General features: G+C 37.2%; 17 protein-coding genes. 5 read left to right on the top strand and 12 right to left on the bottom strand.

Translation table 11 applies throughout. The features are described 5' to 3' along the window. Window positions 1-207: 207 nt before the first annotated feature. From DU508_RS21840 to DU508_RS21855, 4 genes are all read right to left on the bottom strand, one after another. Entirely contained in the window at window positions 208-999 is a 792-nt protein-coding gene (locus DU508_RS21840; RefSeq protein ID WP_115404793.1) for an alpha/beta hydrolase, read from the bottom strand. A gap of 93 nt (window positions 1000-1092) precedes the next feature. Next, window positions 1093-1272: a hypothetical protein gene (locus DU508_RS21845; protein ID WP_115404794.1), complete on the bottom strand. Its 180-nt coding sequence runs from the start codon at window positions 1270-1272 to the stop codon at window positions 1093-1095. 23 nt (window positions 1273-1295) lie between these two features. Continuing rightward, the gene (locus DU508_RS21850; protein WP_115404795.1) at window positions 1296-2075 is read right to left on the bottom strand and encodes a DUF1223 domain-containing protein; all 780 of its coding nucleotides are present in this window, start codon (window positions 2073-2075) and stop codon (window positions 1296-1298) included. A 493-nt stretch (window positions 2076-2568) separates the two neighbouring features. After that, complete coding sequence (locus DU508_RS21855; RefSeq protein ID WP_115404796.1) at window positions 2569-3876, bottom strand: MFS transporter; 1308 nt, start codon at window positions 3874-3876, stop codon at window positions 2569-2571. A 170-nt stretch (window positions 3877-4046) separates the two neighbouring features. On the opposite strand from DU508_RS21855, the gene DU508_RS21860 reads away from it, so the two are divergent. After that, on the top strand, window positions 4047-4778 hold the full coding sequence (locus DU508_RS21860) for a class I SAM-dependent methyltransferase (protein WP_115404797.1): 732 nt from the start codon (window positions 4047-4049) through the stop codon (window positions 4776-4778). A gap of 410 nt (window positions 4779-5188) precedes the next feature. Here DU508_RS21860 and hisS read toward each other — a convergent pair whose 3' ends face one another. The 3 genes from hisS to DU508_RS21875 form a co-directional block, all read right to left on the bottom strand. Then, entirely contained in the window at window positions 5189-6580 is a 1392-nt protein-coding gene (gene hisS, locus DU508_RS21865; RefSeq protein ID WP_115404798.1) for a histidine--tRNA ligase, read from the bottom strand. A 132-nt stretch (window positions 6581-6712) separates the two neighbouring features. Continuing rightward, a complete protein-coding gene (locus tag DU508_RS21870; RefSeq protein ID WP_115404799.1) occupies window positions 6713-7456 on the bottom strand; it encodes a LytR/AlgR family response regulator transcription factor in 744 nt (247 codons plus the stop codon). A 1-nt stretch (window position 7457) separates the two neighbouring features. Further along, the gene (locus DU508_RS21875; protein WP_233509701.1) at window positions 7458-9233 is read right to left on the bottom strand and encodes a sensor histidine kinase; all 1776 of its coding nucleotides are present in this window, start codon (window positions 9231-9233) and stop codon (window positions 7458-7460) included. A 571-nt stretch (window positions 9234-9804) separates the two neighbouring features. Between DU508_RS21875 and fumC the strand changes: the two genes are divergently transcribed. The 3 genes from fumC (at window position 9805) to DU508_RS21905 (ending at window position 13207) form a co-directional block, all read left to right on the top strand. Continuing rightward, window positions 9805-11202, top strand: coding sequence for a class II fumarate hydratase (gene fumC, locus DU508_RS21890; RefSeq protein WP_115404802.1), 1398 nt, complete (start codon window positions 9805-9807; stop codon window positions 11200-11202). A 642-nt stretch (window positions 11203-11844) separates the two neighbouring features. Then, on the top strand, window positions 11845-12399 hold the full coding sequence (locus DU508_RS21900) for a fumarate hydratase (protein WP_233509702.1): 555 nt from the start codon (window positions 11845-11847) through the stop codon (window positions 12397-12399). Between the two features lies 1 nt (window position 12400). Next, window positions 12401-13207 (top strand): S1/P1 nuclease, encoded by an 807-nt coding sequence (locus tag DU508_RS21905; protein ID WP_115404804.1) that lies wholly within the window; start codon window positions 12401-12403, stop codon window positions 13205-13207. Window positions 13208-13316: 109 nt separating this feature from the next. Here the strand turns inward: DU508_RS21905 and aspS are convergent, their stop codons facing one another. The 4 genes from aspS to DU508_RS21925 all read right to left on the bottom strand — a co-directional run bounded on the left by aspS (window position 13317) and on the right by DU508_RS21925 (window position 20272). Then, on the bottom strand, window positions 13317-15062 hold the full coding sequence (gene aspS, locus DU508_RS21910) for an aspartate--tRNA ligase (protein ID WP_115404805.1): 1746 nt from the start codon (window positions 15060-15062) through the stop codon (window positions 13317-13319). Between the two features lie 165 nt (window positions 15063-15227). Then, the gene (locus tag DU508_RS21915; RefSeq protein WP_115404806.1) at window positions 15228-15632 is read right to left on the bottom strand and encodes a hypothetical protein; all 405 of its coding nucleotides are present in this window, start codon (window positions 15630-15632) and stop codon (window positions 15228-15230) included. A 117-nt stretch (window positions 15633-15749) separates the two neighbouring features. Further along, a complete protein-coding gene (locus tag DU508_RS21920) occupies window positions 15750-18191 on the bottom strand; it encodes an outer membrane beta-barrel protein (protein WP_115404807.1) in 2442 nt (813 codons plus the stop codon). Window positions 18192-18592: 401 nt separating this feature from the next. After that, window positions 18593-20272 (bottom strand): dipeptidyl-peptidase 3 family protein, encoded by a 1680-nt coding sequence (locus tag DU508_RS21925; RefSeq protein ID WP_115404808.1) that lies wholly within the window; start codon window positions 20270-20272, stop codon window positions 18593-18595. Between the two features lie 114 nt (window positions 20273-20386). Between DU508_RS21925 and DU508_RS21930 the strand changes: the two genes are divergently transcribed. Next, window positions 20387-21223: an N-acetylmuramoyl-L-alanine amidase gene (locus DU508_RS21930; protein ID WP_115404809.1), complete on the top strand. Its 837-nt coding sequence runs from the start codon at window positions 20387-20389 to the stop codon at window positions 21221-21223. A 428-nt stretch (window positions 21224-21651) separates the two neighbouring features. Here DU508_RS21930 and DU508_RS21940 read toward each other — a convergent pair whose 3' ends face one another. Next, window positions 21652-23307 (bottom strand): glutamine--tRNA ligase/YqeY domain fusion protein, encoded by a 1656-nt coding sequence (locus tag DU508_RS21940; protein ID WP_115404811.1) that lies wholly within the window; start codon window positions 23305-23307, stop codon window positions 21652-21654. Window positions 23308-23337 lie beyond the last annotated feature (30 nt).

Here is a 23337-nt window from a genome sequence, read left to right on the forward strand (position 1 = left end):
ATGAAGAGTTTGCTTCGCAAGGCCGGCGCCACTGATTCGTCAATGTCGACTGAAGCAGCAGAACAGAGAGGTCTTATGCGGAAATGCCTAAGGTTAATCGCTAGGAAATTGAGGTTAATCTCTGGCAAAATAATGAGGTATTAGATATTTGATAACCATCTGATCAAACATCCAATACTCCACTGGCCTTAATATTAATAGCCAAAATTATTTGCCATTGGCGGCCTCAATAATGACCTTTGCCACTGCCTGAGGCTGCGATGCAAAAACAACGTGGCTGCCTTTTATTTCTGTAATTTTGGTGTTTGAGCGCTTATACATATTCCGCTCAATATCTGGATTGATGCTTTTATCTTCTGTGGCTACAATGCCATACGTGGGTTTGTTTCTCCATGCGGCTTCAGTTACTGGTGTTGTGAAGCTTTCTGCTAAAATTGGTTGTTGTGAGGCCAACAGGAAAGCCGCTTCCGATTTGCTTAAATCAGCAGCAAATCCAGCATGGAATTTTTCTTTGCCATAATAAACAAAGCCTTTGTCATCAGGCGGCAAAATTCCAAATTCAGGAGATGCAGGCAATAAAGAAGCCCATTTTAAAGTATTCTCGCCCTTATCGGGTTGATAAGCTGCCACATATACCAGGGCAGCCACCTTTGCATGTGTTCCTGCCTCTGTTATGACCACTCCTCCCCATGAATGACCGACTAAAATAGTAGGACCATCCTGTTTATCGAGAATTCTTTTTGTGGCATCCACATCGTCCTTTAATCCAGTCAAAGGGTTTTGCACTACCGTAACGTGGAATCCTTTTTTTGAAAGGATATCGTAAACTCCTCTCCAGCCCGATCCGTCAGCAAAAGCGCCATGAACGATAACAACATTTTTTATAGGGGCTTCCTGTGCCAAGGATTTATTGGTCAGAAAAAGCATGCTGCCAATCAATACCAAAAGGGCGAGAATTGCTTCGTAAAATCTGTAGTTAAAATTTAATTTAGTTTTCATCTTTATATATTTAATGTTTTTTATGATTTGTCATTTTTGCCAGAGAGGCGGCGATCGCCTTTACTTCCCTGAATAATGGATTGCCCAACTTGTCTATGCCACCAGTTCATCCTCATCGTTCAGTCCGTTCGGCTTTCTCTTCCCGATGGTTTGTACCATCTCACATTGCTGTGGGTTTTTTTCAAAAGGCGGACTGATGAAAAAAAGCGCTGACATGATTGAAGCAAGTCCGATGAGCAGGTTATGCATCTTGCTATTCACTTGATTTTCCATGTTGATTTGATTTAATTGTTTTGCTATTGAATTACGCTCACGACGTTTACTGCTGAGATTGCTCCTGTTTTTCTGTTCTGGATCATGCCAATTACTTCCCATTGTTCGGCAGCTATACTTTTGGGGATATTCAGTTCCGCCGATCCGGATGGTGTATCCTTTAACGATACCTGAGCCATTTTGCGGACGATCTGGACATGGGAAAACTGCAAGCCTGCATTCTCTCCACGCAATACATTCGTACTGCCGTTTTTCTGTACAAGGGCCAAAAGAAGATCATCACTGGCTTGAATATCTTTGGTTTTGTAGTTTATCTTCACAAGATCGCCATCCCTATGAATATCAAAAGACAGATCAGCAGTATGTTTGATTAACAGTTGAGTCTCAATGGCGTTACGGATTTCTCTTTCATTGCCACCTACAAACTCTTTGGAACCGTTGATGATTAGTTGAGGTGTATAAACCTGCGCATTCAGCCAGCTGCTGTACTTGCGTTGTCGCCTGGTATTGTCAGGGCTGCCAAATACGTCCTTCCATCCCAGGTTATCAAAGTAATCAACATGATATCCAAGCACATAAACGGGTTTTCCGTTAGATTCTTTGTCAATTCTGGCGAGGAGTTGTTCAGCAGGAGGACAACTGTTGCATCCTTCAGAGGTAAATAACTCCAGAACAGCAAAACTTTTTCCGTTAATCGTCTGCTCTATGTTTTTCTTCTTTGGCCCCGTCCAGATAAATGCGGTTAGCGCAATGATCGCGATGATGGTAGCGTTTACCAGAGCTATTTTTGTTGGTGTTTTCATGACTTCGTTCTTTTTTGATCAAAAATATCTGCTTATGAACGGCATGGTGAACGTTAACTAGATGAAATAGACAAATTGGGGGAAGAGGCAGACTTGGAGCGGCTGAAACAGATTGATCAAAAAATGCAAATCAATTAATGACTATGGTATAAGCTATTTGTATGAAAGAATTTTCCTCATGGTAACGAGCTAATGGCTTTTCTTTGTTTTCAATCAGGCATAAGGCAATCTATTTTAGCCTGAAAAATAAACACTAAATATAGTAGCAGGACGAATATTCAGGATTTGTGCACAGGGTTCTGTTGTTCGATTGAACTAATCGCTACATCCCCAATCCCTGTTCATAAAGACAGTATGACGTTTCTTTATTAAATTCAATTGCAGGTATTATTTTGCCTCATTGTTACTGATGCATTCCTGCTGTTTTTTGGGTGTACCACTCCTGACTTAAATCGATATATAACCAGAAAGAGTTAACAAATATTAAATTGAATCAATCTTCTATTTTTGAATGTTGTTTAGTGTCTTTCATCGTGATGTATAAAATCAGTGAAATTAAAATACAACCAGTTACATACCAGTAAAAATAAGATTCATGGCCAATGTTTTTAAACCAAAGTGCAAAATATTCAGCCGTTCCGCCGAAAATAGTAACAGTTAAAGCATAGGGCAAACCAACACCCAATGCCCGGATTTCTGCGGGGAACAATTCTGCTTTCACAACTGCATTGATACTGGTATAGCCGCTTACGATAATCAAAGCACCAATCATCAAAAAGAAAATAATGGTGGTGTTGGTTTCGTGCGATAAGCTTGTTAAAATCGGAACCGTACATAAGGTTCCTAAAACACCAAAGCCGATCAGTAATGGTTTTCTTCCAATTTTATCAGAAAGTAAGCCAAACAAAGGCTGCAAAATTGCAAAGATCAAAAGTGAAACAAATGATAGGATGGTAGATGTCTCCTTACTTAAATGAACAGTGTTCACTAAGAATTTTTGCATGTAGGTACTGAAAGTATAGAATGCTATTGTACCTCCCAGGGTTAAACCAACAACTGTAAAAACTTCCTTTGGATATTTTAATAATACAGCTATTCCACCTTTCTTATCTAGTTTGTTCTTGCTTTTAAAGGCTGAGGTTTCATCAATGTGTCTTCGTAAATATAAAGCGATAAAAGAAAGAACGGCACCTATAAAAAATGGAATTCTCCAGCCCCAATCATGAAGTTCGGCAGGTGTGAGCAACCAGTTTTGTAGGATTAATTGAATACCTAATGCCAGTAATTGTCCACCGATCAGGGTTACATATTGAAAACTCGAATAAAAACCCCGGTGTTTTTTTGCGGCCATTTCACTCAAATAAGTTGCAGAGGTTCCATACTCGCCACCTGTACTCAAACCTTGAATTAACCTCGCAAAAACCAGTAATAATGGAGCAGCTATTCCGATTTCCTTATAACCAGGTGTTAAGCCGATAATCAAAGAGCCAATAGCCATAATCAGTACAGAAAGGGCCATAGATTTTTTTCGGCCTTTTTTATCGGCTATGCTACCGAAGAGCCAACCACCAATTGGGCGCATTAAAAAACCAACCGCGAAAATTCCTGCACTGTTTAATAGCTGAGCTGTAGGATTGCTGTTTGGGAAAAAAGCCGGAGAAAAATACAATGCAAAAGCCGAATAAGTGTACCAGTCATACCATTCTACCAGGTTTCCAACCGAACCACCAAAAATAGATTTTAACCTGTATTTTACCTCATCAATTTCTTGTGGCTGAAAATCATTTGAAGTTTTATTCATGTTATAGAATTGAGTGTTGATTGAATTTTGAATGAGAGAATTAAAACAAATAGCTTCTGTATTGTTTAAATATTTAAATTAGTTAATCGTAATATAACAGGAGAATAATAGAATTGCAAGAACGTATTCAAAAAATCACTCATTCTCATTCAAAATTCAATTATTAAAAAATGAAAGATAACTTCTCTAACCAATCTGCAGAATATGCCATTTACCGGCCAACATATCCTCAGGAATTGTACGATTACCTTTTAACATTAGTTGAAAACCGGGATGCAGCCTGGGATTGTGCTACCGGAAACGGGCAAGTTGCAAGGGTTTTGGCTCAACACTTTAAAGCCATTTATGCAACGGACATTAGTGAGAAACAATTAAGCCAAGCTTTGAAAATACCAAACATTACTTACCATGTTGAGCCCGCTGAAAAAATAAATATTCCCAATGGAAGTTTTGATCTGATTACCGTTGCTCAGGCCATACATTGGTTTAATTTTGAGGCTTTTTATGGCGAAGTAAAACGTACGCTTAAGCCCAATGGAGTTTTAGCCGTAATTGGTTATGGCTTAATGTTTATTGATAAAAAAGTAGATCAGGCTGTCCACAAATTATACGAAGATATTCTTGGTAAATATTGGGATCCGGAACGAAGATATATTGAAGAAGGTTATAAAACCATTCCTTTTCCTTTTGAGGAAATTACTGCACCGCATTTTCAGATTAAAACATCATGGAGTTTTAACCAACTGATTGGGTATCTTAATACCTGGTCATCACTGCAACATTATAAAAAGGCTAACGAGAGGAATCCACTGGAATATATGTTCACAGAACTGAAGGAGGCGTGGGGCAATGATGCGGTTAAGGATGTGCATTTCCCGATATTGTTGCGGGTTGGAAGGTAGGTTTACTGCAATTTAAGTGGTAAGTTTAACCGCTCTGTGGTAAAATTTAACCGCAAAGGCGCAAAGTTTTTCCGCAAAGAAACGCAAAGTTAGGTTGTAAGTTTAACCACAGAGAAAACAGAGAAAAGGCACAGAGAGCACTAAGGAAAGGTTTAACCGCAAAGAGCACAAAGTTTTTTTCGCAAAGAAACACAAAGCTGGGTGGTAAGTTAACCACAGAGAGACAGAGAAAAGGCACAGAGGACACTAAGCAATTCTTAATTTCGAGCATATTTTATAACATTCTCTGTTTGCCTCTGTGAAAACTCAGTGTGCTCTGTGGTAAAATTTAACCATAAAAGCGCAAAGCTGGGTGGTAAAACGAATTTATTAAAAGCTTAGCTTTGGCGATTTTTTTCTTTGTGGTTAATCTACTTCAGCAAATCCAAAATTCCAAGCACCGTTAGCTTTTTCTGCTCGCCACTCTGCATATCTTTTAATGTTAATTCTCCATTTGCAATTTCATCGCCACCGATTAAAATTACATAAGGAATATTCTTCGCATCGGCATAAGCCATTTGTTTTTTAAGCTTGGCCGAGGTTGGATACAATTCAGCCGAAATTCCGGCATTTCTGAATTGCTGTAAAATAGGTAGCGCATATTTTTCTGCCGCCTTATCAAAATTGCTGATCAAAACCTTTGTCCCAATTTCTGCTGATGCCGGGAAAAGATCAAGTTCTTCCAGTACATCATAAATCCGATCTGCCCCAAAAGAAACGCCAACTCCGGTTAAATCCTTTAAGCCAAACATGCCCGTTAAATCGTCATAACGTCCGCCTCCACCAATGCTTCCCATGGCGACTTCGTTGGTTTTAACTTCAAAAATACAACCGGTGTAATAGTTCAAGCCACGAGCCAGGGTAATATCTAATTCTAATTTTGCCGTTAACGGTAAGGCATAGGCAATCAGGTTTTCTACATATTCAAAAACCTGTTCAATTTCTTCAATACCTTTTAAGCCAATTTCAGAAGAAGCCAAAACTTCTTTAAGGCGTGCTAATTTTTCTTCATTAGCCCCTTCCAGCAAAATAACCGGGCGAAGTTTTTCTAAATCATCTTCAGTGAAACCACGTTCCAATAATTCTTTGCTTACACCATCTAAACCGATTTTATCCAGTTTATCAATGGCAACCGTCATATCAATAATTAAATCAGGTTTACCTATAATCTCGGCAATGCCTGATAGAATTTTTCTATTATTGATTTTAATGCTGAAATCTTTCAAGCCAAGTTTACTCAAAGCTTCATTGTAAATCAGGATGAATTCTGCCTCATTTAATAAACTTTCAGAGCCTACAACATCCACATCACATTGATAAAATTCACGATACCTTCCCTTTTGCGGGCGATCAGCACGCCATACTGGCTGAACCTGAAAACGTTTAAAAGGCAGAGTGATTTCATGCTGATGCATGACCACGTAACGTGCGAAAGGCACAGTTAAATCATAGCGTAGGGCTTTCTCTGAAATCAGCGGGATCAATTTATTGCTGTTGTCATCCTGAGCGAAGTCGAAGGATTTCTTTTTAGCATCTTTTAAATACTCGCCGCTATTCAAAATTTTAAAAATCAGTTTATCACCCTCATCGCCATATTTTCCTGTTAAAGTAGAGAGGTTTTCAAAGCTTGGCGTTTGAATTTCTGCGTAACCATATTTCCTGAAAACCGATTTAATGGTATCATAAATAAAATTGCGTTTTACCATTTCCACAGGTGAAAAATCGCGGGTACCTTTTGCTAATGAGGGTTTAATAACTGACATAGCCGCAAAAATACAAAAAGGTTTATTAACCACAGCGGGCAGATGAACATAGGGCTTTATTTCTTTTATCCACAGCTAAAACTTAATGGCAATGAATTTTGCAAGAGATTTTTTAGGGCAATGGTGTAAATCCTACTTTCCTAAAACTGCCTTAACCACTTCCCGATTAGGTTTCGAAACAGGGATTTTATCGCCATTATTCATCAATAAAGTTCCACCGTCTTCTTTAAGCCAGCTTTTCACAAATTTGGGATTAACCAAGTGACTTTGATGTGCCCGAACGAAGCCCTGTGGTTTCAGCAAGTCTGAATACTCTTTTAATGGTTTGGAGATTAAGATTTTCTCATCGCTTGATAAATAGAAAAAGGTATAAGTATTATCTGCAACACAACGAATAATATCATCAACTGAAACATAACGAATTTCATGTTGTTGAGGCAATGCAATTTTGGGAACGCTTGGTTCTGTACGTTTGATTTGATTGAGTAAGAAATTGAGCTGTTCACCATTAATTTTACTTGCTATCCTATCTTTAGCTTTAAATACAGCAGATTTTAATTCATCTGGGTCGACCGGTTTAAGCAAATAATCCAGGGCAGCAAATTTTACCGCCTGGATTCCGTAATTATCGTATGCAGTTACGAAAATGACTTCAAAAGTTTTTTCAGAAAGCAAGTTTAGTAAATCAAAACCTGTGGTTTTACCCATTTGAATATCTAAGAAAAGTAAATCAGGGCGATGCAAGTTTACTTTTTCATAAGCATATTGGATATTGTTGGCAATAGCCACCACCTTAACTTCGGGACAATGCCTAGCCAGCATAACCTGCAGGTTTTCTAAATTTGCTTGCTCATCATCTACTAAAACAGCTCTCATTTCACAGCCATTGTGTTAAAGTAATTGTAACTACCGTTCCGTTTATACCCGATTGAATATCCAAAATAAAAGGTGTGTCTTTATAAATCGTATTCAGTAAAGATATTCGATTTTTGCTGAGTGTCAAGCCTAAACCGTTGTAATCTTTAGCAGTATCGAAACCTTTGCCATTATCCCTAATGCTCAAAATTAAATCCGACGATTGCTTTTTAAAATCGATTTCAATGTTACCACTGGCGCCCTTTTCTGCGATGCCATGTTTTACGGCATTTTCTAAAAATGGCTGCAAAAGCATTGATGGGATTTCTATATTTTCTGTATCTAAATCAGTATTCGCATTTAACTTATATTGAAAACCAAATCGCAATTGTTCCATTTGCAGGTAATCATCTAATAAAGTTTTTTCTTCAGTTAAACTGATCAGCTCTTTACTATCTAAAACATTTCGGGTTAATCGGGCAAATTTATTAAGGTATCGATTGGCATGATCGATTTCGTTTTTGTTCATTAGATTTTGAATGCCTGCCAATGCATTAAATAAAAAATGTGGATTTAATTGAGAACGTACTGAGTTTAGCTGTAGTTGAGCGATTTGTTTTTCTTTAGATTGTTGTGCAAGTTTTTTGGCCTCTTTCTTTTTAATGTAGATAACAGCTACTCCGAGAATAGTACCAAGAACGGCACAAATAATTAATGCATAAATGATGAGTTGTTTTTTAGAGAAAAGTTTTATCTCTTCTTTCTCTGGCAATACAGTAAATTTATAACTGTTTGATTTATTTGACAAATAATGCACAGGAGTTCCTCCTGGTAAGGTTAACTTTGGTGTAAGAAGAAGCTCATACTCTCCTGGAACTTTCCAAAACTCCTTATATATGTAGAACGATTTATCATAATTCCCCAGTTCAAATTTTTCAGGTTTATCTTTCGATTTTTTAATAAGCTCGGCTTTATAATTAAAACTAGTTTTTTTAAATTGAATGTTTAATCTCACAACAGAATCACTCAAAAAGAACTTCTTATCGTTTAATGAAGTTGTACCTATTACATTGTGATATTTTGTAGCTTTTAGTTTATCAAGCGAGGCATAATACAGTCCATCTGATCTGTTTTTCATTTTGTAATCCACTCCAACACTGACTACAGCTTTTGAAACAGGCCTCCAGTCAATCATGATTGCTGCTCTATCAGAATAATCTTTAATATTATAAATTTCTATTTTAATATAGCCATTTACTTGACAGTTATAACTGCCTAAATAAACATAAGTTCCATTACCATCAGTTGTCTTTTTAAAAATAGTTGGGGTAGTCCAGCCAACTATTTCTTTTCTGTCATTTGCAACAACGTGAAACCGGTAGTTTTTTGCATTCTCTCTGGTAATACTCACATCTGCAAATTCAACATTTGCATCTCCTGCTATGATGTAATTATTATAATAAGTCCTTTCTCCCCAAGCAAAGCTATTACCATCATAAACTTTAGAGTTTGTGTTTTGCTGAAAACGTACTGCTAAAGTTTGATTTGTGCCTGCCAATACAGCACCTATTGAAAATCCAAATCTATCTTTTGCGATTGACTTAAGTTTTTCTTGTCGTTTAAGTTGTTCTAATTGTTTTGGGGTTGCGTTTCGGATATCAAACATCCACCCGCCAACATATCTAATATATTTCTTGTATTCTGCACGTTTTTGTTCTAAAAACTCATTATTTTTCATTTGTCCAAAAGACATAATTGAAAGGCTAATCAACAAAATTGAATACAGAAACTTGCTCATACGTTATCTTTTTTTATAAAGCTCCGTTTAAAAGCTGGCTCATAAAATACCAAAATAGTAAATGAAACCATTAACTCAGTATTTGTACGTTTTGGAGCAGAATTTAGTTTCCCTTTGCTAAAGCCGAACAACAAAGAATTTGTGATGCTACTATTCTTGCCGTAGGCTTTAAGTTGCAATGGCGGAAATGGTGCGAAATGCGAATAAGGCACTCGCTAAACAAGCCATAACCAAGAACCACAATCTTGATTACCTAAACCCGATGGCAGCGGAAATACTTTTTAATGAGCAGCAACCCTAAATATGCTGTCATGCTGAGGCACGAAGCATCCCAATGCTATGAAAAACTGATACTTCGTTCAGCATTGAAAGCCGTTGATTAAAAAGATTGCAGCGAATCAGCGGGGCCGAACCAATCCGAAGAACCATTAAAGTACCTTTCCAAAATAAAAATCTGTGTAAACAAACCGAAGGCTAAAATCAATAAAATCATTCCGAATGAAATATCGAATATAATACCTTGCTTTATAGGCAAAAAACTTAAATTTGCGACAACAAAAATCAAAATATAATGAGTTTCAGAATAGAACACGATACCATGGGCGAGGTGCAGGTGCCTGCCGATAAATACTGGGGTGCACAAACCGAACGCTCACGAAATAACTTCAAAATTGGCCCTGAAGGTTCAATGCCAAAAGAAATTATCCATGCCTTTGGCTATTTGAAAAAAGCTGCTGCTTTGGCAAACACTGAGCTTGGCGTACTTTCTGCAGAAAAAGCTGATTTAATTGCGAAAGCCTGTGATGAAATTATTGCCGGTGAATTAGACGATCAGTTTCCATTGGTAATTTGGCAAACCGGTTCTGGTACTCAAAGTAACATGAACGGAAACGAGGTGATTGCAAATCGTGCTCATGTAATTAACGGTGGCGCATTAGCCGATGATAAAAAAGTTCTTCATCCTAATGATGATGTGAACAAATCGCAATCATCAAACGATACCTATCCAACTGCCATGCACATTGCAGCTTATAAACTAACGGTAGAGAATACCATTCCTGGTTTAGAGAAACTGCGTAATGCTTTGGCTAAAAAAGTTGAAGAATTTTCTGGAATTACTAAAACCGGCCGTACGCATTTTATGGATGCAACGCCACTTACCCTTGGACAAGAATTTTCGGGTTATGTACAGCAAATAGACAACAGCATCAGAGCCATTAAAAATGCTTTGGTAATGGTTGCCGAATTGGCTTTAGGTGGTACGGCGGTTGGTACAGGCTTGAATACACCTAAGGGTTACGATGTTTTAGTGGCTAAAAAAATTGCTGAATTAACGGGTTTGCCTTTTGTTACGGCTCCAAATAAATTTGAAGCTTTAGCTGCTCACGATGCCATGGTTGAACTTTCGGGTGCTTTAAAACGCACTGCGGTTGCCTTAATGAAAGTGGCTAACGATGTACGTATGTTGAGTTCCGGTCCGCGTTGTGGAATTGGCGAAATCGTGATTCCTGATAACGAGCCAGGCTCTTCTATCATGCCCGGAAAAGTTAATCCAACTCAGCCTGAGGCATTAACAATGGTTTGTGCCCAGGTTATTGGCAACGATGTTGCGGTTTCTGTGGGTGGTATGTCGGGTCATTTCGAATTAAACGTTTTCAAACCTTTAATCGCTGCCAATGTACTGCAATCGGCTCGTTTAATTGGTGATGCCTGCGTTTCTTTCACGGTAAAATGTGCAGAGGGAATTACCGCCAATTTACCTGAAATAGAGAAACATTTACAAAATTCGCTGATGTTGGTTACGGCTTTAAATCCTCATGTTGGTTATGAAAATGCTGCTAAAATTGCGAAGAAAGCACACAAAGAAAATAAAACTTTAAAAACCGCGGCTGTAGAGTTGGGCTTATTAACCAACGAACAGTTTGATGAGTGGGTTCGTCCGGAAGATATGGTTGGTAGTTTGAAATAACCTCCTAGCCCCCTAAAGGGGGACTTCTTTCTACAGCTCATTTTATGCGCTAGAACGAAAAGTCCCTTTAGGGATTTAGGGTAAAGCAAGGTTATTCGTTCTTCGGATTCGAAAGCCCCGCTTTTTGCTTCAAGTTTTTGTAAAGTTACTCACTCTAACAGGCGATTTGCAGAGTGGAGTGAGTAACTTTTAAAACAAAAAGCTTTCCGCTTCAATCGGGTTTATTTAACTCAAAACAGTACATAAAACTTCGTTTGCAAATAGACACTTCGAAAACATAAAGTAGAAAAATAGGGAGATTCATTCATGACAACGTTATACAGTTTAGTTTCAGTTATATCGCCACTCATTATTTTTATAGCTTGTTGTTATTATATTTCCAGGCAAGTAAAAGCTGATTCAATATTAATTATTATTAATCGGCTCTGGCGTATCGTTAATTTTAATGGGCTTTTACCGCGTTTTAATGCCGTACCTTATTCGGTATGGCGAGATGGTCACCAGCTATCACACCGTTTTTGGAGTAATCAGTTTTTTTGCAGGAATTTGCTTTGCAATAGGTTTTTTTATATTAATTTATAACACTATGAATGCCAATAAAACCTTTCTCGATCAATTTCCTCCGAATGAATTTAAATAAATATGCCTACACCTAACAAGTTTAAGGAGTTGAAAATATCTAATCCTGTTTCAAGATTAAGGCATTTATACTTTTTATTTTTCGCCTTTTATCTTTCAGCTTTTTTCTCAGCATGTTCTCCACTTCCGAATATTCAGGGCAAGGGCGAGGAATTTATGCAAGGCGTGTGGAATCAAGATTCTGTAGCTTACAGTAATAAATTAAGCAATTACACACAACATCATTTTAAATTTACCTGCGATTCTGTGTACATTGACCTGGTAACCCATAGCAAAGTGAATTTCTATGAAGATTCCTGCTATAACAACGGTGTATGGAAAGAATATGCTAAAGGTGTTTATGCTGTTCGTGGCGACACTTTGTTGGTTGGCGCAACGTTTACTCACGCCAATTACAAACAAAAAATTTCTGGCTGTTATCGTATTGGCCGGTATGATAAAAATTTCCTGATCAGGAAAAAAACAACAGACACCTTGGTTTTAGAAAGCATGAGCGACCAGCGAGAAATCACATTATCATTAAAAGAAAAAGTTACCTGCATACAAAAAGAATTATAACATGAAATTCACATCAATAAAAAAGAAGTTAACCACGGCAGCAGCCATCAGCCTGCTGGCTTATTTACCAATGCAGGCAAACGCCTGGGGAATGATTGGGCACCGCGTTGTTGGCGAAATTGCCGATAGCTATTTAAAAGCAAAAACACGTAAGGCCATTCAAAGTATTTTAGGCTCAGAAACACTGGCAATGTCGGCCAACTGGGGCGATTTTATTAAATCAGACTCGACATATAATTACCTATACAACTGGCATTTTGTAAACTTACCGGCCGGGCAAAACAAAGAAGGTATTTTTAATTTTTTAGAAACCGAAAAATCGCCTAATCTTTACAATAAGATCATTGATTTAACTGCTGTTTTAAAGAAACCAGGCAGCACAGCTGATGAAAAGAAACTGGCATTGCGCATGCTTGTGCACATGGCCGGCGATTTATGCCAGCCGATGCACGTTGCCCGTAAAGAAGATTTAGGCGGTAATCGTGTTTCGGTGTTGTGGTTTAACGAAAAATCCAATTTGCACCGCGTTTGGGATGAGCAATTAATCGAGTATCAGCAATTAAGTTATACTGAATATGCGAAAGCGATCAATCATCCATCGGCTGTTCAGCTTTATAACTGGCAAAACACCAGTTTAAAAGATTGCGTTTATGAATCGTATCTGGTTTGCAATAAGATTTATGAAACCATCAAGCCTGATTCAAAATTAAGTTATCGTTATAACTTTGATTGGGTTGACACGCTTAATGAGCAATTATTAAAAGGTGGCGTTCGCTTAGCGAAAATGCTGAATGATATTTACGGATAGTAAAAACCAAGCCCAACAAAAAATGCGCTGATTTTAAAATCAGCGCATTTTTTGTTGGGAATAACTTGAGTTAATAATTTAAAATTATTCCTAAATATTTGTTTTCCGATTATAAATCAGTTTTAATTTTCAATTCTTTCAACTGCTTTTCGTCAATCGTGCTCGGGCTATCGATCATCACATCTCTGCCAGAATTGTTTTTAGGGAAAGCAATTACATCACGAATCGAATCTAAACCAGCAAAAATTGAAGTTAAACGATCGAAACCAAATGCAATGCCACCATGAGGAGGTGCGCCAAACTCAAAGGCATCCATTAAGAAACCAAATTGTTTTTGAGCTTCTTCGGCACTGAAACCTAAATGTTTGAACATCAAGGCCTGTAATTCTCTATCGTGAATACGAATAGAACCACCACCTATTTCTGTTCCATTGATAACCATATCATAAGCATTTGCACGAACGTTTTTAGGATCTGTATCTAACAATGCAATATCTTCTGGCTTTGGAGAAGTGAACGGGTGGTGCATGGCGTGGTAACGTTCAGTTTCTTCATCCCACTCTAAAAGAGGAAAATCCAATACCCAAAGTGCAGAGAATGTATTTTTATCGCGCAAGCCCAAACGGGTACCCATTTCTAAACGAAGTTCGTTCAACTGTTTACGAACCTTATCGGTTGAACCCGCTAAAATTAAAAGCAAATCGCCTTTTTCAGTTGCAAAAGCTTCACTCCATTGTTTTAAATCATCTTCATTAAAGAATTTATCTACAGAAGATTTAATGGTTCCGTCTTCATTATGGCGGGCATAAATTAAGCCTGTAGCACCAATTTGAGGGCGTTTGATAAAATCAGTTAACTCATCCAACTGCTTACGTGTATAGCTTGCTGCTCCTTTTGCATTGATACCCACAACCAGTTCTGCATTGTCAAAAACAGGGAAACCTTTACCTTTTACCAAGTCGTTTAATTCAACAAATTGCATGGCAAAACGTGTATCTGGCTTATCAGAACCGTATAAACGCATCGCATCGGCATATTGCATGCGGGGCACTTCAGGCAAATCATAATTACGAACTTCTTTAAATAAAGTACGAATCAATCCTTCAAAAGTGTTTAAAATATCTTCTTGCTCGATGAAAGACATTTCACAATCAATCTGTGTAAATTCAGGCTGACGATCGGCTCTTAAATCTTCATCTCTAAAACATTTTACAATCTGAAAATATCTGTCGAAACCAGAAACCATCAGCAATTGCTTAAAGGTTTGAGGAGATTGAGGCAAAGCATAAAATTCGCCCTCATTCATGCGACTAGGCACTACGAAATCTCTTGCGCCTTCTGGTGTAGATTTAATTAAAACCGGAGTTTCAACCTCAATGAAATCTAAAGCATCTAAATAACGGCGAACTGATTGGGCCATTTTATGACGTAAAACCAGGTTATTGCGAACCGGATTACGGCGTAAATCTAAATAACGATATTTCATGCGCAGCTCATCACCACCATCAGTTTCGTCATCGATCATGAATGGAGGTAATTTTGCAGCGTTTAAAATTTCTAAAGCAGAAACCTTAATCTCTACATCACCCGTTAACATTTTTGGGTTTTTGTTGCTGCGTTCAACAACCGTTCCAATGGCTTTGATTACAAATTCGCGACCTAATGAACGTGCCGATTCGCAAAGTGCACGGTTATCATCCATGTTAAAAACCAGCTGTGTGATACCATAACGATCGCGAATATCTATAAAAGTCATTCCACCTAAATCTCTTGATTTTTGTACCCAACCACACAGGGTAACACTTTCGCCTAAGTTGTTGAGGGTAAGTGCACCACAAGTTACTGTTCTTAACATATATTGTAATCTAAATTAAGCGGCAAAAATACCGATTTTGTTTCAAACTTTTGAAAAGAAGATTTAAGGAATTTTTAGACTAAAATAATAGATGTAATCTTTGTTGATAGGTTCTGCTTAGTAGATGCAGTTGAGGCAAAAAAACCAATGCAATGACGAATCTTTTTAGTATTTCTCCTCCAATACCACTTCAACCGAAATCACTCTCCATTCACCTGCTATTTTTTTCCATTGGTAAATTTCTTCAGTTTGGATGGTTTGTTTTTTCGAAAACACCAATAAATTTGGCTTTATGATCACAGATTTACGGGCAATTTTTTCATTGAAAATTTCATTTTCAAAAGATGATTTTATGCGATAATGACTGGTTTCGATGCTTTTTGCATTTCTAAAAAGACTTTGAGTATCCAGCTTATAATCACGAAGATTAAGCACTTTGCCATCTGCTCCGGTAAACTGAAACGATTGATCGAAAATTAAAAAGTAAGCCTCAGCATCTTTATTTTCTATCGCTTGGTTTGCTTTTTTATGTAGTGCATCAATTGTCGAAATGATTAAATCGGTTTCCATGGCATGAAGTTAAACGTTTGCATCCTGTTTTCAAATTTATGATGAACTCATTCATTACATTCCACAAAAAAAAACCGCCAAATTCATCATTTAGCGGCTTATTATTGTTAGACTTTGTTAATTCTTCATCCTTCCCTGCTCTGATTCTAAACCAGTACTTCTGTTACGGGCAGGCTTAATTTCATTTTTACCGAAACGGTAAGTAAAAGTTAAACTTACATACTGCCTGTCGTTGACCTGATACAATGAATAATAAAGACCAGGGAAAGCACTGTTAATTCTATTGATCTGCGTATTAAAAATGTCATTTGCAGCCAGTTTTAAACTTGCTTTTTTATTCAATAATGATTTGCTAATACCGGCATCTAAACCATAGCGGGTTTTGATCTCCATCACACCAAAGGTAACCGGACTATCATATCTAAACATTAACTCGGCTGATAATCCTGGCTGGATATTAAAACTGTGCTGCGATTTAAACTGAAATGAAGTGCTCTTATTATCAAGTTTTTGACCCGCAATATCAGGCGCTTTAAAACCTATATAAAACACATTTACACTGTTGTTGCTATTCCACCATTTCGCAAAGCTTACTGGCGCATTTATTACCAGTGAATAGGCATTTTGAGTAGCGATATTTTGGTTAGTTTGGAATAAGGCCTGCTTCTCATTATCAGGCAATAATACTTCTGTAATCACATCAGTGGTTTTGCTGTAATTTAAGGTTAATGAATATTTCTTTTTGAGCAAATAAGTAAATTCGAAATTATTAGTGTATTGAGGGTTTAAAAACGGATTACCCTGATTGTAGGTATATTGATCCAGAAAATACACAAAGGGATTCAAAGCATCATAACTTGGCCTGTCAATCCGGCGACTGTAAGACAGGTTAATGTCATTGTTTTTATCAAGTTTTTGATTAATGAATACACTTGGGAAAAAATCAAGATATTCCCTGTCGATTACCTTATTGGTTGTTATGGAATTACCTTTAGAGTTTGTTTGTTCGGCTCGTAAACCTAATTGAATACCGGTGGTTTTAAACTGTTTATTGAAATTTACGTAAGCTGCATTTACATTTTCATCATATACAAACTGATTACTGAGCAACTGATTGTTTTGCCAATTGTTGCTAATAAATTGCTCTGCAATTAAATTATTATCAGTAGTAACCCAACTGCTTTTTAAACCGGCCTCTAATTTCATCTGCTTTTTTAAGGGAAGCGCATAATCAATTTTGAAAGCTTTTATATTAATCACTGATGGTGTGATATTCCTCGTAATAACGGTAGGCCTTATTAAACTCCCATTATTGAAAAAGTAATCACTAACGTAGTCTGCATTATCATTGCCTTTATATCTGCCATAATCCAAATCAATGGTAATTTCCTGTCCGGCGCTATCCAAAACCGATTTATAGTTTAAATTATATGATAAATTATTGTATTTGTTACGAATAATATTATTGGCTAAAACAGAAGAATCACCTTGTGAAAAAGATGGGCCTATTTGAGTTTTATTTACCGAGCCTTCATTACTGTTGCCCGTATAACCACTCAATAAAATTCCAATGGTATTATTTTTATTCAGAAAGAAATCGGCACCCGCTTTAAAGTTTTGTCCGTCATTTTTACGCCCGAAATTACTTGTCTGCGAAAAATATCTATTGCTGGGCGAAACATTTGCAATCCTGTCAAGTTCTAAAAAAGTTTCCCGCTTTCTTTGATAGTAATTGTAATTACCAAACAGGTTTAAAGATTTAGTGCGATGGTTTAAGCTTCCTCCTGCACTCGACCTAAAATTTGTACCACGCCCGAAAGCTGCTGTTAAACTTCCATTTGTACCGCCACCTTTATTCTTTTTTGTTTTGATGTTAATAATGCCCGAGTTGCCCGCAGCATCATATTTAGCTGATGGATTAGTAATTAATTCGATGGTTTCTATTTCCGAACTTTGCATGCCCCGAAGTAAGTTGGCCACATCTGCATTACTCATATAAGTTTGTTTCCCATCTATCTGTATCAATACGCCTTGTTTCCCCTGCATGGAAATATTATCATTTTGATCTACATTTACACCCGGTGCTTTTTGTAATAATTCCAATGCGGTTGATCCCGAAGCAATTGAGCTATTGGCAACATTCATTACAGTTCTGTCCATTTTACGCTCAACTAAAGGAACGTTTGCAGCAACTGTAACTTCTTTTAAATTTTGAGTTGTAGAAATCAGTTGAGCCGAACCAAAATCAATTTGTTGATCATCGCCCAGTGTTTCTGTTTTGCTTTTAAGAGTTTTGTAACCCATGCTACTGGCTTTATAAAAATAATCGCCTTTTGTAGCAATCGAAAACCCAAAAACACCTGATTGATCTGTAAACGCCGTTTTAACGATGCTGGAATCAGCGGCTTTATAAAGCACAACGGTTACATAGTCAGCAGGTTTTTTATTTTCATCAAGAATTTTTCCTGAAATATTTGGTTTAGATGTGGTTTGGCCAAAAACATGTAAAGAAGTAAATGCAGCGACTATAATGAATGATAATTTGTAAAATGTTTTCATGTTTCTTTCCGTGTATTGTTTAAAAATTCAGGCAAAACAATTCCATAGCGCCTGTTAAGCACTTATCTCAATTTTGCACCCTTATTTTAAAGTTTAGTTTCGGAAACGAACGGTTTCCATTGTTTAGTTAAAAGTAAGACGATGGTTTTTTGAAAAGGTTACAGGGAAAGATAAAAAAGTAAGATCAGGTTGTTTTGGAAAGGCAAATGATGCGCACAAATCTCTTAATAATGCTGTCATACTGAGTCACGAAGGATCTTTAAGCCATGAAACAGATTCTTCATTGCGTTTTGAATGACAAAGTAAATCATCGCCATTTCAGGAAAATCAGCACAAAAAAACCGCAGATGAGCAGGTGAAAAAATCTGTAAATCTGCGGCTATTCTTCTAAAAAAGAAAATCTATTTTACACCTAATACATCAACACCCTGTTCGAAAATAACATCAACAGGAATATTTTTTCTGGTTAATCTATCTAAATCCTGCTGTAGTTCGGCTGAGATTATGGCCTTTTCTTTTTGAGCTTTTTCCACTGCAACTTTATCTCCATTACCTTGTAGTGTAATAATGAAAGCACTTAAATCGTTCATGGCCGTAGCGAACTTGTCGAAATTCACTTTATATGTTCCTTTACTGGTGCGTTCAAATGCACCTTTCTCCTGAAAATAATTAAAACATTGCATGTTTGCTTTACCGTGAGCTTCAGAAACCCCAAAGCGTACCGATCTTAAAATGCCTGCCATAAAGGTGGTATAATAATCCTTAATGTCGCCTTGTAATTCACCCTTTTTAAGCAAGCCTGTTACCATGTACAAACCTAAAACATCAGCCTTCCCTTCTTCTAACCAACTGTATTGTTCCTTTAATGCTTCGCGAACAAAACCTTTTCTGGTGATTGTTTTCTTAATGCCCAAACCATGAGCAACTTCATGAAACATCACATTGGTAAAAAAAGCATCAAATTTGATATATTTTTGTTGATCGGCATCAATCAATTCTTTCGAAATCGGAACAAGGATTTTATCAAACTTCGCCTGCATGGCATTTTTTAACTGCGATCGACGGGTGCCTTTTTCCTGCTGGATTTTTTCGTCGTTTGGTAGGTTAACCGCAATGGTTTTAGAACCCGCATTACAATCTCCTGCATAATAAACCACATCGTAAGCATTCAATTCAGAATCTGTTCCAGGTGTTTCAGCTTTGTATTTTGCTGCAACAGGTAAATTTTTCTGCAATTCTGGAAGCATTTTCACATATTTCGCCAAACGTTTACTCCATTCTTTATCCTTAATTAAAACATAGGCTTCATAACTTGTACGGGCATTAAAAAGCTTATCTTCATAATTTTCAATCGGTCCGATAATGATATCCAAACCATTGGTTTTCATATCCATCCAGGCATAATCACTTGCTGTAAAATGATCAGTAACCAAAGCATCAGCTCTTAAATTAAGGTATTTTTTTAATCCTGCATCCTCTGCAATCAATGCGGCCTGCTTCAAAAGGGAACTTGCTCTTTGCAATTCTGCGGCAAATAATACGTGATATGGAACCGTACTTAATTTCCCTGTGCTATCTTTTTGAACCACTGAATAGGCGCCAAATTTATCAGCCAGATCAGATTTTTCAATCTCTTCTTTTGTAATTCCATAGGGATAAAAAGATGCACCTTCAGGCTTTGCTCCGACACCAGCAACAAATGGTTTCTCATTATTTAATCTATCCCATGGGCCATAATTAATGTTAATGAAATCGCGTGTTTTCTCGTCTTTTACTGTAGCTAATAAACTATCACGTTGAGGATAAGCTTGTTTCCAATATAATTCGTCCATTATTTCTGCGGCCTGAATCAACAGCGGTAAAATTTTACGATCATTAACACTTAGTTGATTAATATTGGTTGTTAGCTTTACTTTCTCATAAATGGGCAATCGTCGTGCAACATAATCAATCAGGCTATCTCTTTGAACACTGCTTGTGGTATCGCTGCCCGTATTGTTACTGTTGGTACAGGCCGAAAATATACTTGCAGAAATAGCCAATGCTGATAGGTATAAAGTGGATTTGTATAGTTTCTTCATTATTAAAATATATCGCCACTAAATTAGTAAAATTTGAAGGCTTTGTATAAAGTTTGATGCAATGAATGAAGTTTCGCATAACTTTGTAACTTCATCTATTATTAAAATAAAACCATGTTTTCAGTTAAATCTTTATGCTTTAAAGCTACACTTTTGTTAGGATCGGCAATTATAATTTCTTCTTGTAGCACAAACAAATATGCCGCTACAGAGAAAATCTATAAACAAAAAGCTAAAGAATTCTCCAAAGTAATTAGCAGCACCCCACCAGAGGGTCAGCTTTACGATAGTTTAAATGCAACAAATCAACAATGGATTGGTTCTGTAAATTTTGGGATACGGAAACCAAACTTCGTCATTATTCATCATACCGCTCAGGACAGCCTCGCCCAAACGGTTAAAACATTCCATTCAACAAGAGCAGGCACCAGTGCACACTATGTGGTAAGCAGAGATGGAAAAGTGGTGCAAATGGTAAACGATTATTTGAGAGCCAACCATGCCGGAGTGAGCAAATGGGGTAAAGATACTGATCTGAACTCTTCATCTATTGGAATTGAACTGGATAATAACGGCACTACAGATCTCTGGACTGATGCACAAATTAACAGTTTGATTAAATTACTTTCCACACTAAAAAAGAAATATAACATTCCAACAGGGAATTTTATCGGCCATTCGGATATTGCACCAAAGCGTAAACCTGATCCCAATAATTTCCCCTGGAAAAAGCTGGCCTTAAAAGGTTTTGGATTTTGGTACGATGATGTTTTAAAAAATCCTCCCGCAAATTTTGATACTACAAATGCACTTAGACTAATGGGATATGACACCAGTGATTTAGGCGCAACAATTACCGCTTTTAAACGTCATTTCATACAAACCGATATTACACCAAAATTAACGCCTGTTGATATTCTGGTGTTGTATAATGTTTATTCGAAGTACTAGGAAGGTAAAGCCAGAGCATCTAAAATGTTTTGCCACGGAAGTACCGAAAGCACAGATTACTCAGAATGTTTTCTGTGATTTCTGTGTTTCCGTGGCAATTTTTTATAATTTTTTTGAAGCTCCTTTCCGCGGGGAGAGAATGAGAGAGGCTTTTAAGGCTTCTTAAAGGTATCCTTTAAAGTAACCGTTCTTGTCAAGATAACAAGGATTTCAGTTTCCAATAATCATCGCTATGCTTCTCTCTATAACGGTTGTTCTAAAAAGCTTAACTAATATTATTGGGTTCGAAAGTAGAAGGTAAAACCCAAGCATCTAAAATGTTTTGCCACGGAAGCACAGATTACTCAGAATGTTTTCTGTGATTTCTGTGTTTCCGTGGCAATTTCTTATCTGAAGCTCCTTTCCGCGAGGAGAAAATGAGAGAGGCTCTAAGGCTTCTTAAAGGTATCCTTTAAAGTAACCGTTCTATTGAAAACCAATTTATCTTTTGTAGAATCTTTATCTAAACAGAAATAACCTTTACGGATAAACTGATAGCGGCTATCTAAATCTGCATCGGCCAAAGCAGGCTCAATATATGCGTTGGGCAGAATTGTTAGGCTTTCAGGATTTAAATAATCTTTGAAATCACCTTCTTCAGCATCTGGTGTTTCTGATGTAAATAAACGATCATACAAACGAATTTCGGCTGTTTTTGCATGTGGTGCACTAACCCAGTGAATAGTTCCCTTCACATGAATGCCGCTGGTGTCATTTCCACTTTTCGATTCTGGAATATAGGTACAGTGAATTTCAGTAACATTACCGTTTTCATCTTTCACAAAATCTTCGCATTTAACAATGTAAGCGAATTTTAATCGAACCATTGCTCCTGGCGCCAAACGGAACCATTTTTTAGCAGGAACTTCCATGAAATCTTCACGCTCAATCCAAAGCTCATTGCTGAATGGAATTACCCGTGTACCACCACCATCTTCAGCTTCAGGATTGTTTTCGCCAATTAAATCTTCTGTTTTGCCTTCCGGATAATTGGTAATGATTAGTTTGATCGGATCTAAAACCGCCATCACACGATTGGCTGTTTTATTCAAATCCTCACGGATACAGAATTCCAACAAGCTTAATTCAATTAAATTTTCACGTTTTGCAATACCAATACGCTCACAAAACTCACGAATACTTTTTGGCGTGAAACCTCTTCTGCGCAAGCCTGAAATTGTAGGCATACGTGGGTCATCCCAACCGCTTACTAAATTCTCATTTACCAGTTGAAGCAGTTTACGTTTACTCATAACCGTACTGGTTAGATTTAAACGGGCAAACTCATATTGTTTTGACGGAAAAATCTCTAATTTTTCAATGAACCAATCATATAATTCGCGGTGCGAAACATATTCCAAAGTACAAATAGAGTGGGTAATGTTTTCAATGCTATCGCTTTGCCCATGAGCAAAATCATACATTGGATAAATACACCATTTGTTGCCTGTACGATGATGTTCAGCATGTTTAATCCGATAAATAATCGGATCACGCATTAACATATTCGGACTAGCCATGTCAATTTTAGCCCTCAAAATATAAGCGCCGTCCGGGAATTCGCCATTTTTCATTTTAGTGAAAATGTTTAAATTCTCTTCAACACTACGATTACGATAAGGGCTGTCTTGTCCCGGTTCTGTTGGGGTACCTTTTAAAGCGGCAATTTCATCTGCTGAGCTTTCATCAACATATGCCAGGCCTTTTTCTATTAGTTTTATGGCAAAAGAATATAATTCATCAAAATAATCAGATGCATATAATTCATTTTTCCAGTTAAAACCTAACCATTTAATATCCTCTTGCTGACTATTTACATACTCTGTTTTTTCTGTTACCGGATTGGTATCATCAAAACGTAAGTTAGTATAACCACCATATTTTTGTGTTAGTCCGAAATTTAAGCATATCGCTTTAGCATGGCCAATGTGTAGGTAACCATTAGGTTCAGGCGGGAAACGCGTAACCAAAGTTTCATACTTACCACTATTTAAGTCGTTCTCAACAATTTCTTCAATAAAGTTCAATGACTTCTCTTCACTCATAAAAACCTGTAAATTAGGAATGCAAATGTA

The organism is Pedobacter chinensis (genome assembly GCF_003339865.1).
Lineage (GTDB): Bacteria > Bacteroidota > Bacteroidia > Sphingobacteriales > Sphingobacteriaceae > Pedobacter > Pedobacter chinensis.

What these genes read in the sequence shown, in the direction of transcription:
- DU508_RS21840 (WP_115404793.1), bottom strand. Translation starts at nt 999, where the DNA reads ATGAAAACTAAATTAAATTTTAACTACAGATTTTACGAAGCAATTCTC.
- DU508_RS21845 (WP_115404794.1), bottom strand. Translation starts at nt 1,272, where the DNA reads ATGGAAAATCAAGTGAATAGCAAGATGCATAACCTGCTCATCGGACTT.
- DU508_RS21850 (WP_115404795.1), bottom strand. Translation starts at nt 2,075, where the DNA reads ATGAAAACACCAACAAAAATAGCTCTGGTAAACGCTACCATCATCGCG.
- DU508_RS21855 (WP_115404796.1), bottom strand. Translation starts at nt 3,876, where the DNA reads ATGAATAAAACTTCAAATGATTTTCAGCCACAAGAAATTGATGAGGTA.
- DU508_RS21860 (WP_115404797.1), top strand. Translation starts at nt 4,047, where the DNA reads ATGAAAGATAACTTCTCTAACCAATCTGCAGAATATGCCATTTACCGG.
- hisS (WP_115404798.1), bottom strand. Translation starts at nt 6,580, where the DNA reads ATGTCAGTTATTAAACCCTCATTAGCAAAAGGTACCCGCGATTTTTCA.
- DU508_RS21870 (WP_115404799.1), bottom strand. Translation starts at nt 7,456, where the DNA reads ATGAGAGCTGTTTTAGTAGATGATGAGCAAGCAAATTTAGAAAACCTG.
- DU508_RS21875 (WP_233509701.1), bottom strand. Translation starts at nt 9,233, where the DNA reads ATGAGCAAGTTTCTGTATTCAATTTTGTTGATTAGCCTTTCAATTATG.
- fumC (WP_115404802.1), top strand. Translation starts at nt 9,805, where the DNA reads ATGAGTTTCAGAATAGAACACGATACCATGGGCGAGGTGCAGGTGCCT.
- DU508_RS21900 (WP_233509702.1), top strand. Translation starts at nt 11,845, where the DNA reads ATGCCTACACCTAACAAGTTTAAGGAGTTGAAAATATCTAATCCTGTT.
- DU508_RS21905 (WP_115404804.1), top strand. Translation starts at nt 12,401, where the DNA reads ATGAAATTCACATCAATAAAAAAGAAGTTAACCACGGCAGCAGCCATC.
- aspS (WP_115404805.1), bottom strand. Translation starts at nt 15,062, where the DNA reads ATGTTAAGAACAGTAACTTGTGGTGCACTTACCCTCAACAACTTAGGC.
- DU508_RS21915 (WP_115404806.1), bottom strand. Translation starts at nt 15,632, where the DNA reads ATGGAAACCGATTTAATCATTTCGACAATTGATGCACTACATAAAAAA.
- DU508_RS21920 (WP_115404807.1), bottom strand. Translation starts at nt 18,191, where the DNA reads ATGAAAACATTTTACAAATTATCATTCATTATAGTCGCTGCATTTACT.
- DU508_RS21925 (WP_115404808.1), bottom strand. Translation starts at nt 20,272, where the DNA reads ATGAAGAAACTATACAAATCCACTTTATACCTATCAGCATTGGCTATT.
- DU508_RS21930 (WP_115404809.1), top strand. Translation starts at nt 20,387, where the DNA reads ATGTTTTCAGTTAAATCTTTATGCTTTAAAGCTACACTTTTGTTAGGA.
- DU508_RS21940 (WP_115404811.1), bottom strand. Translation starts at nt 23,307, where the DNA reads ATGAGTGAAGAGAAGTCATTGAACTTTATTGAAGAAATTGTTGAGAAC.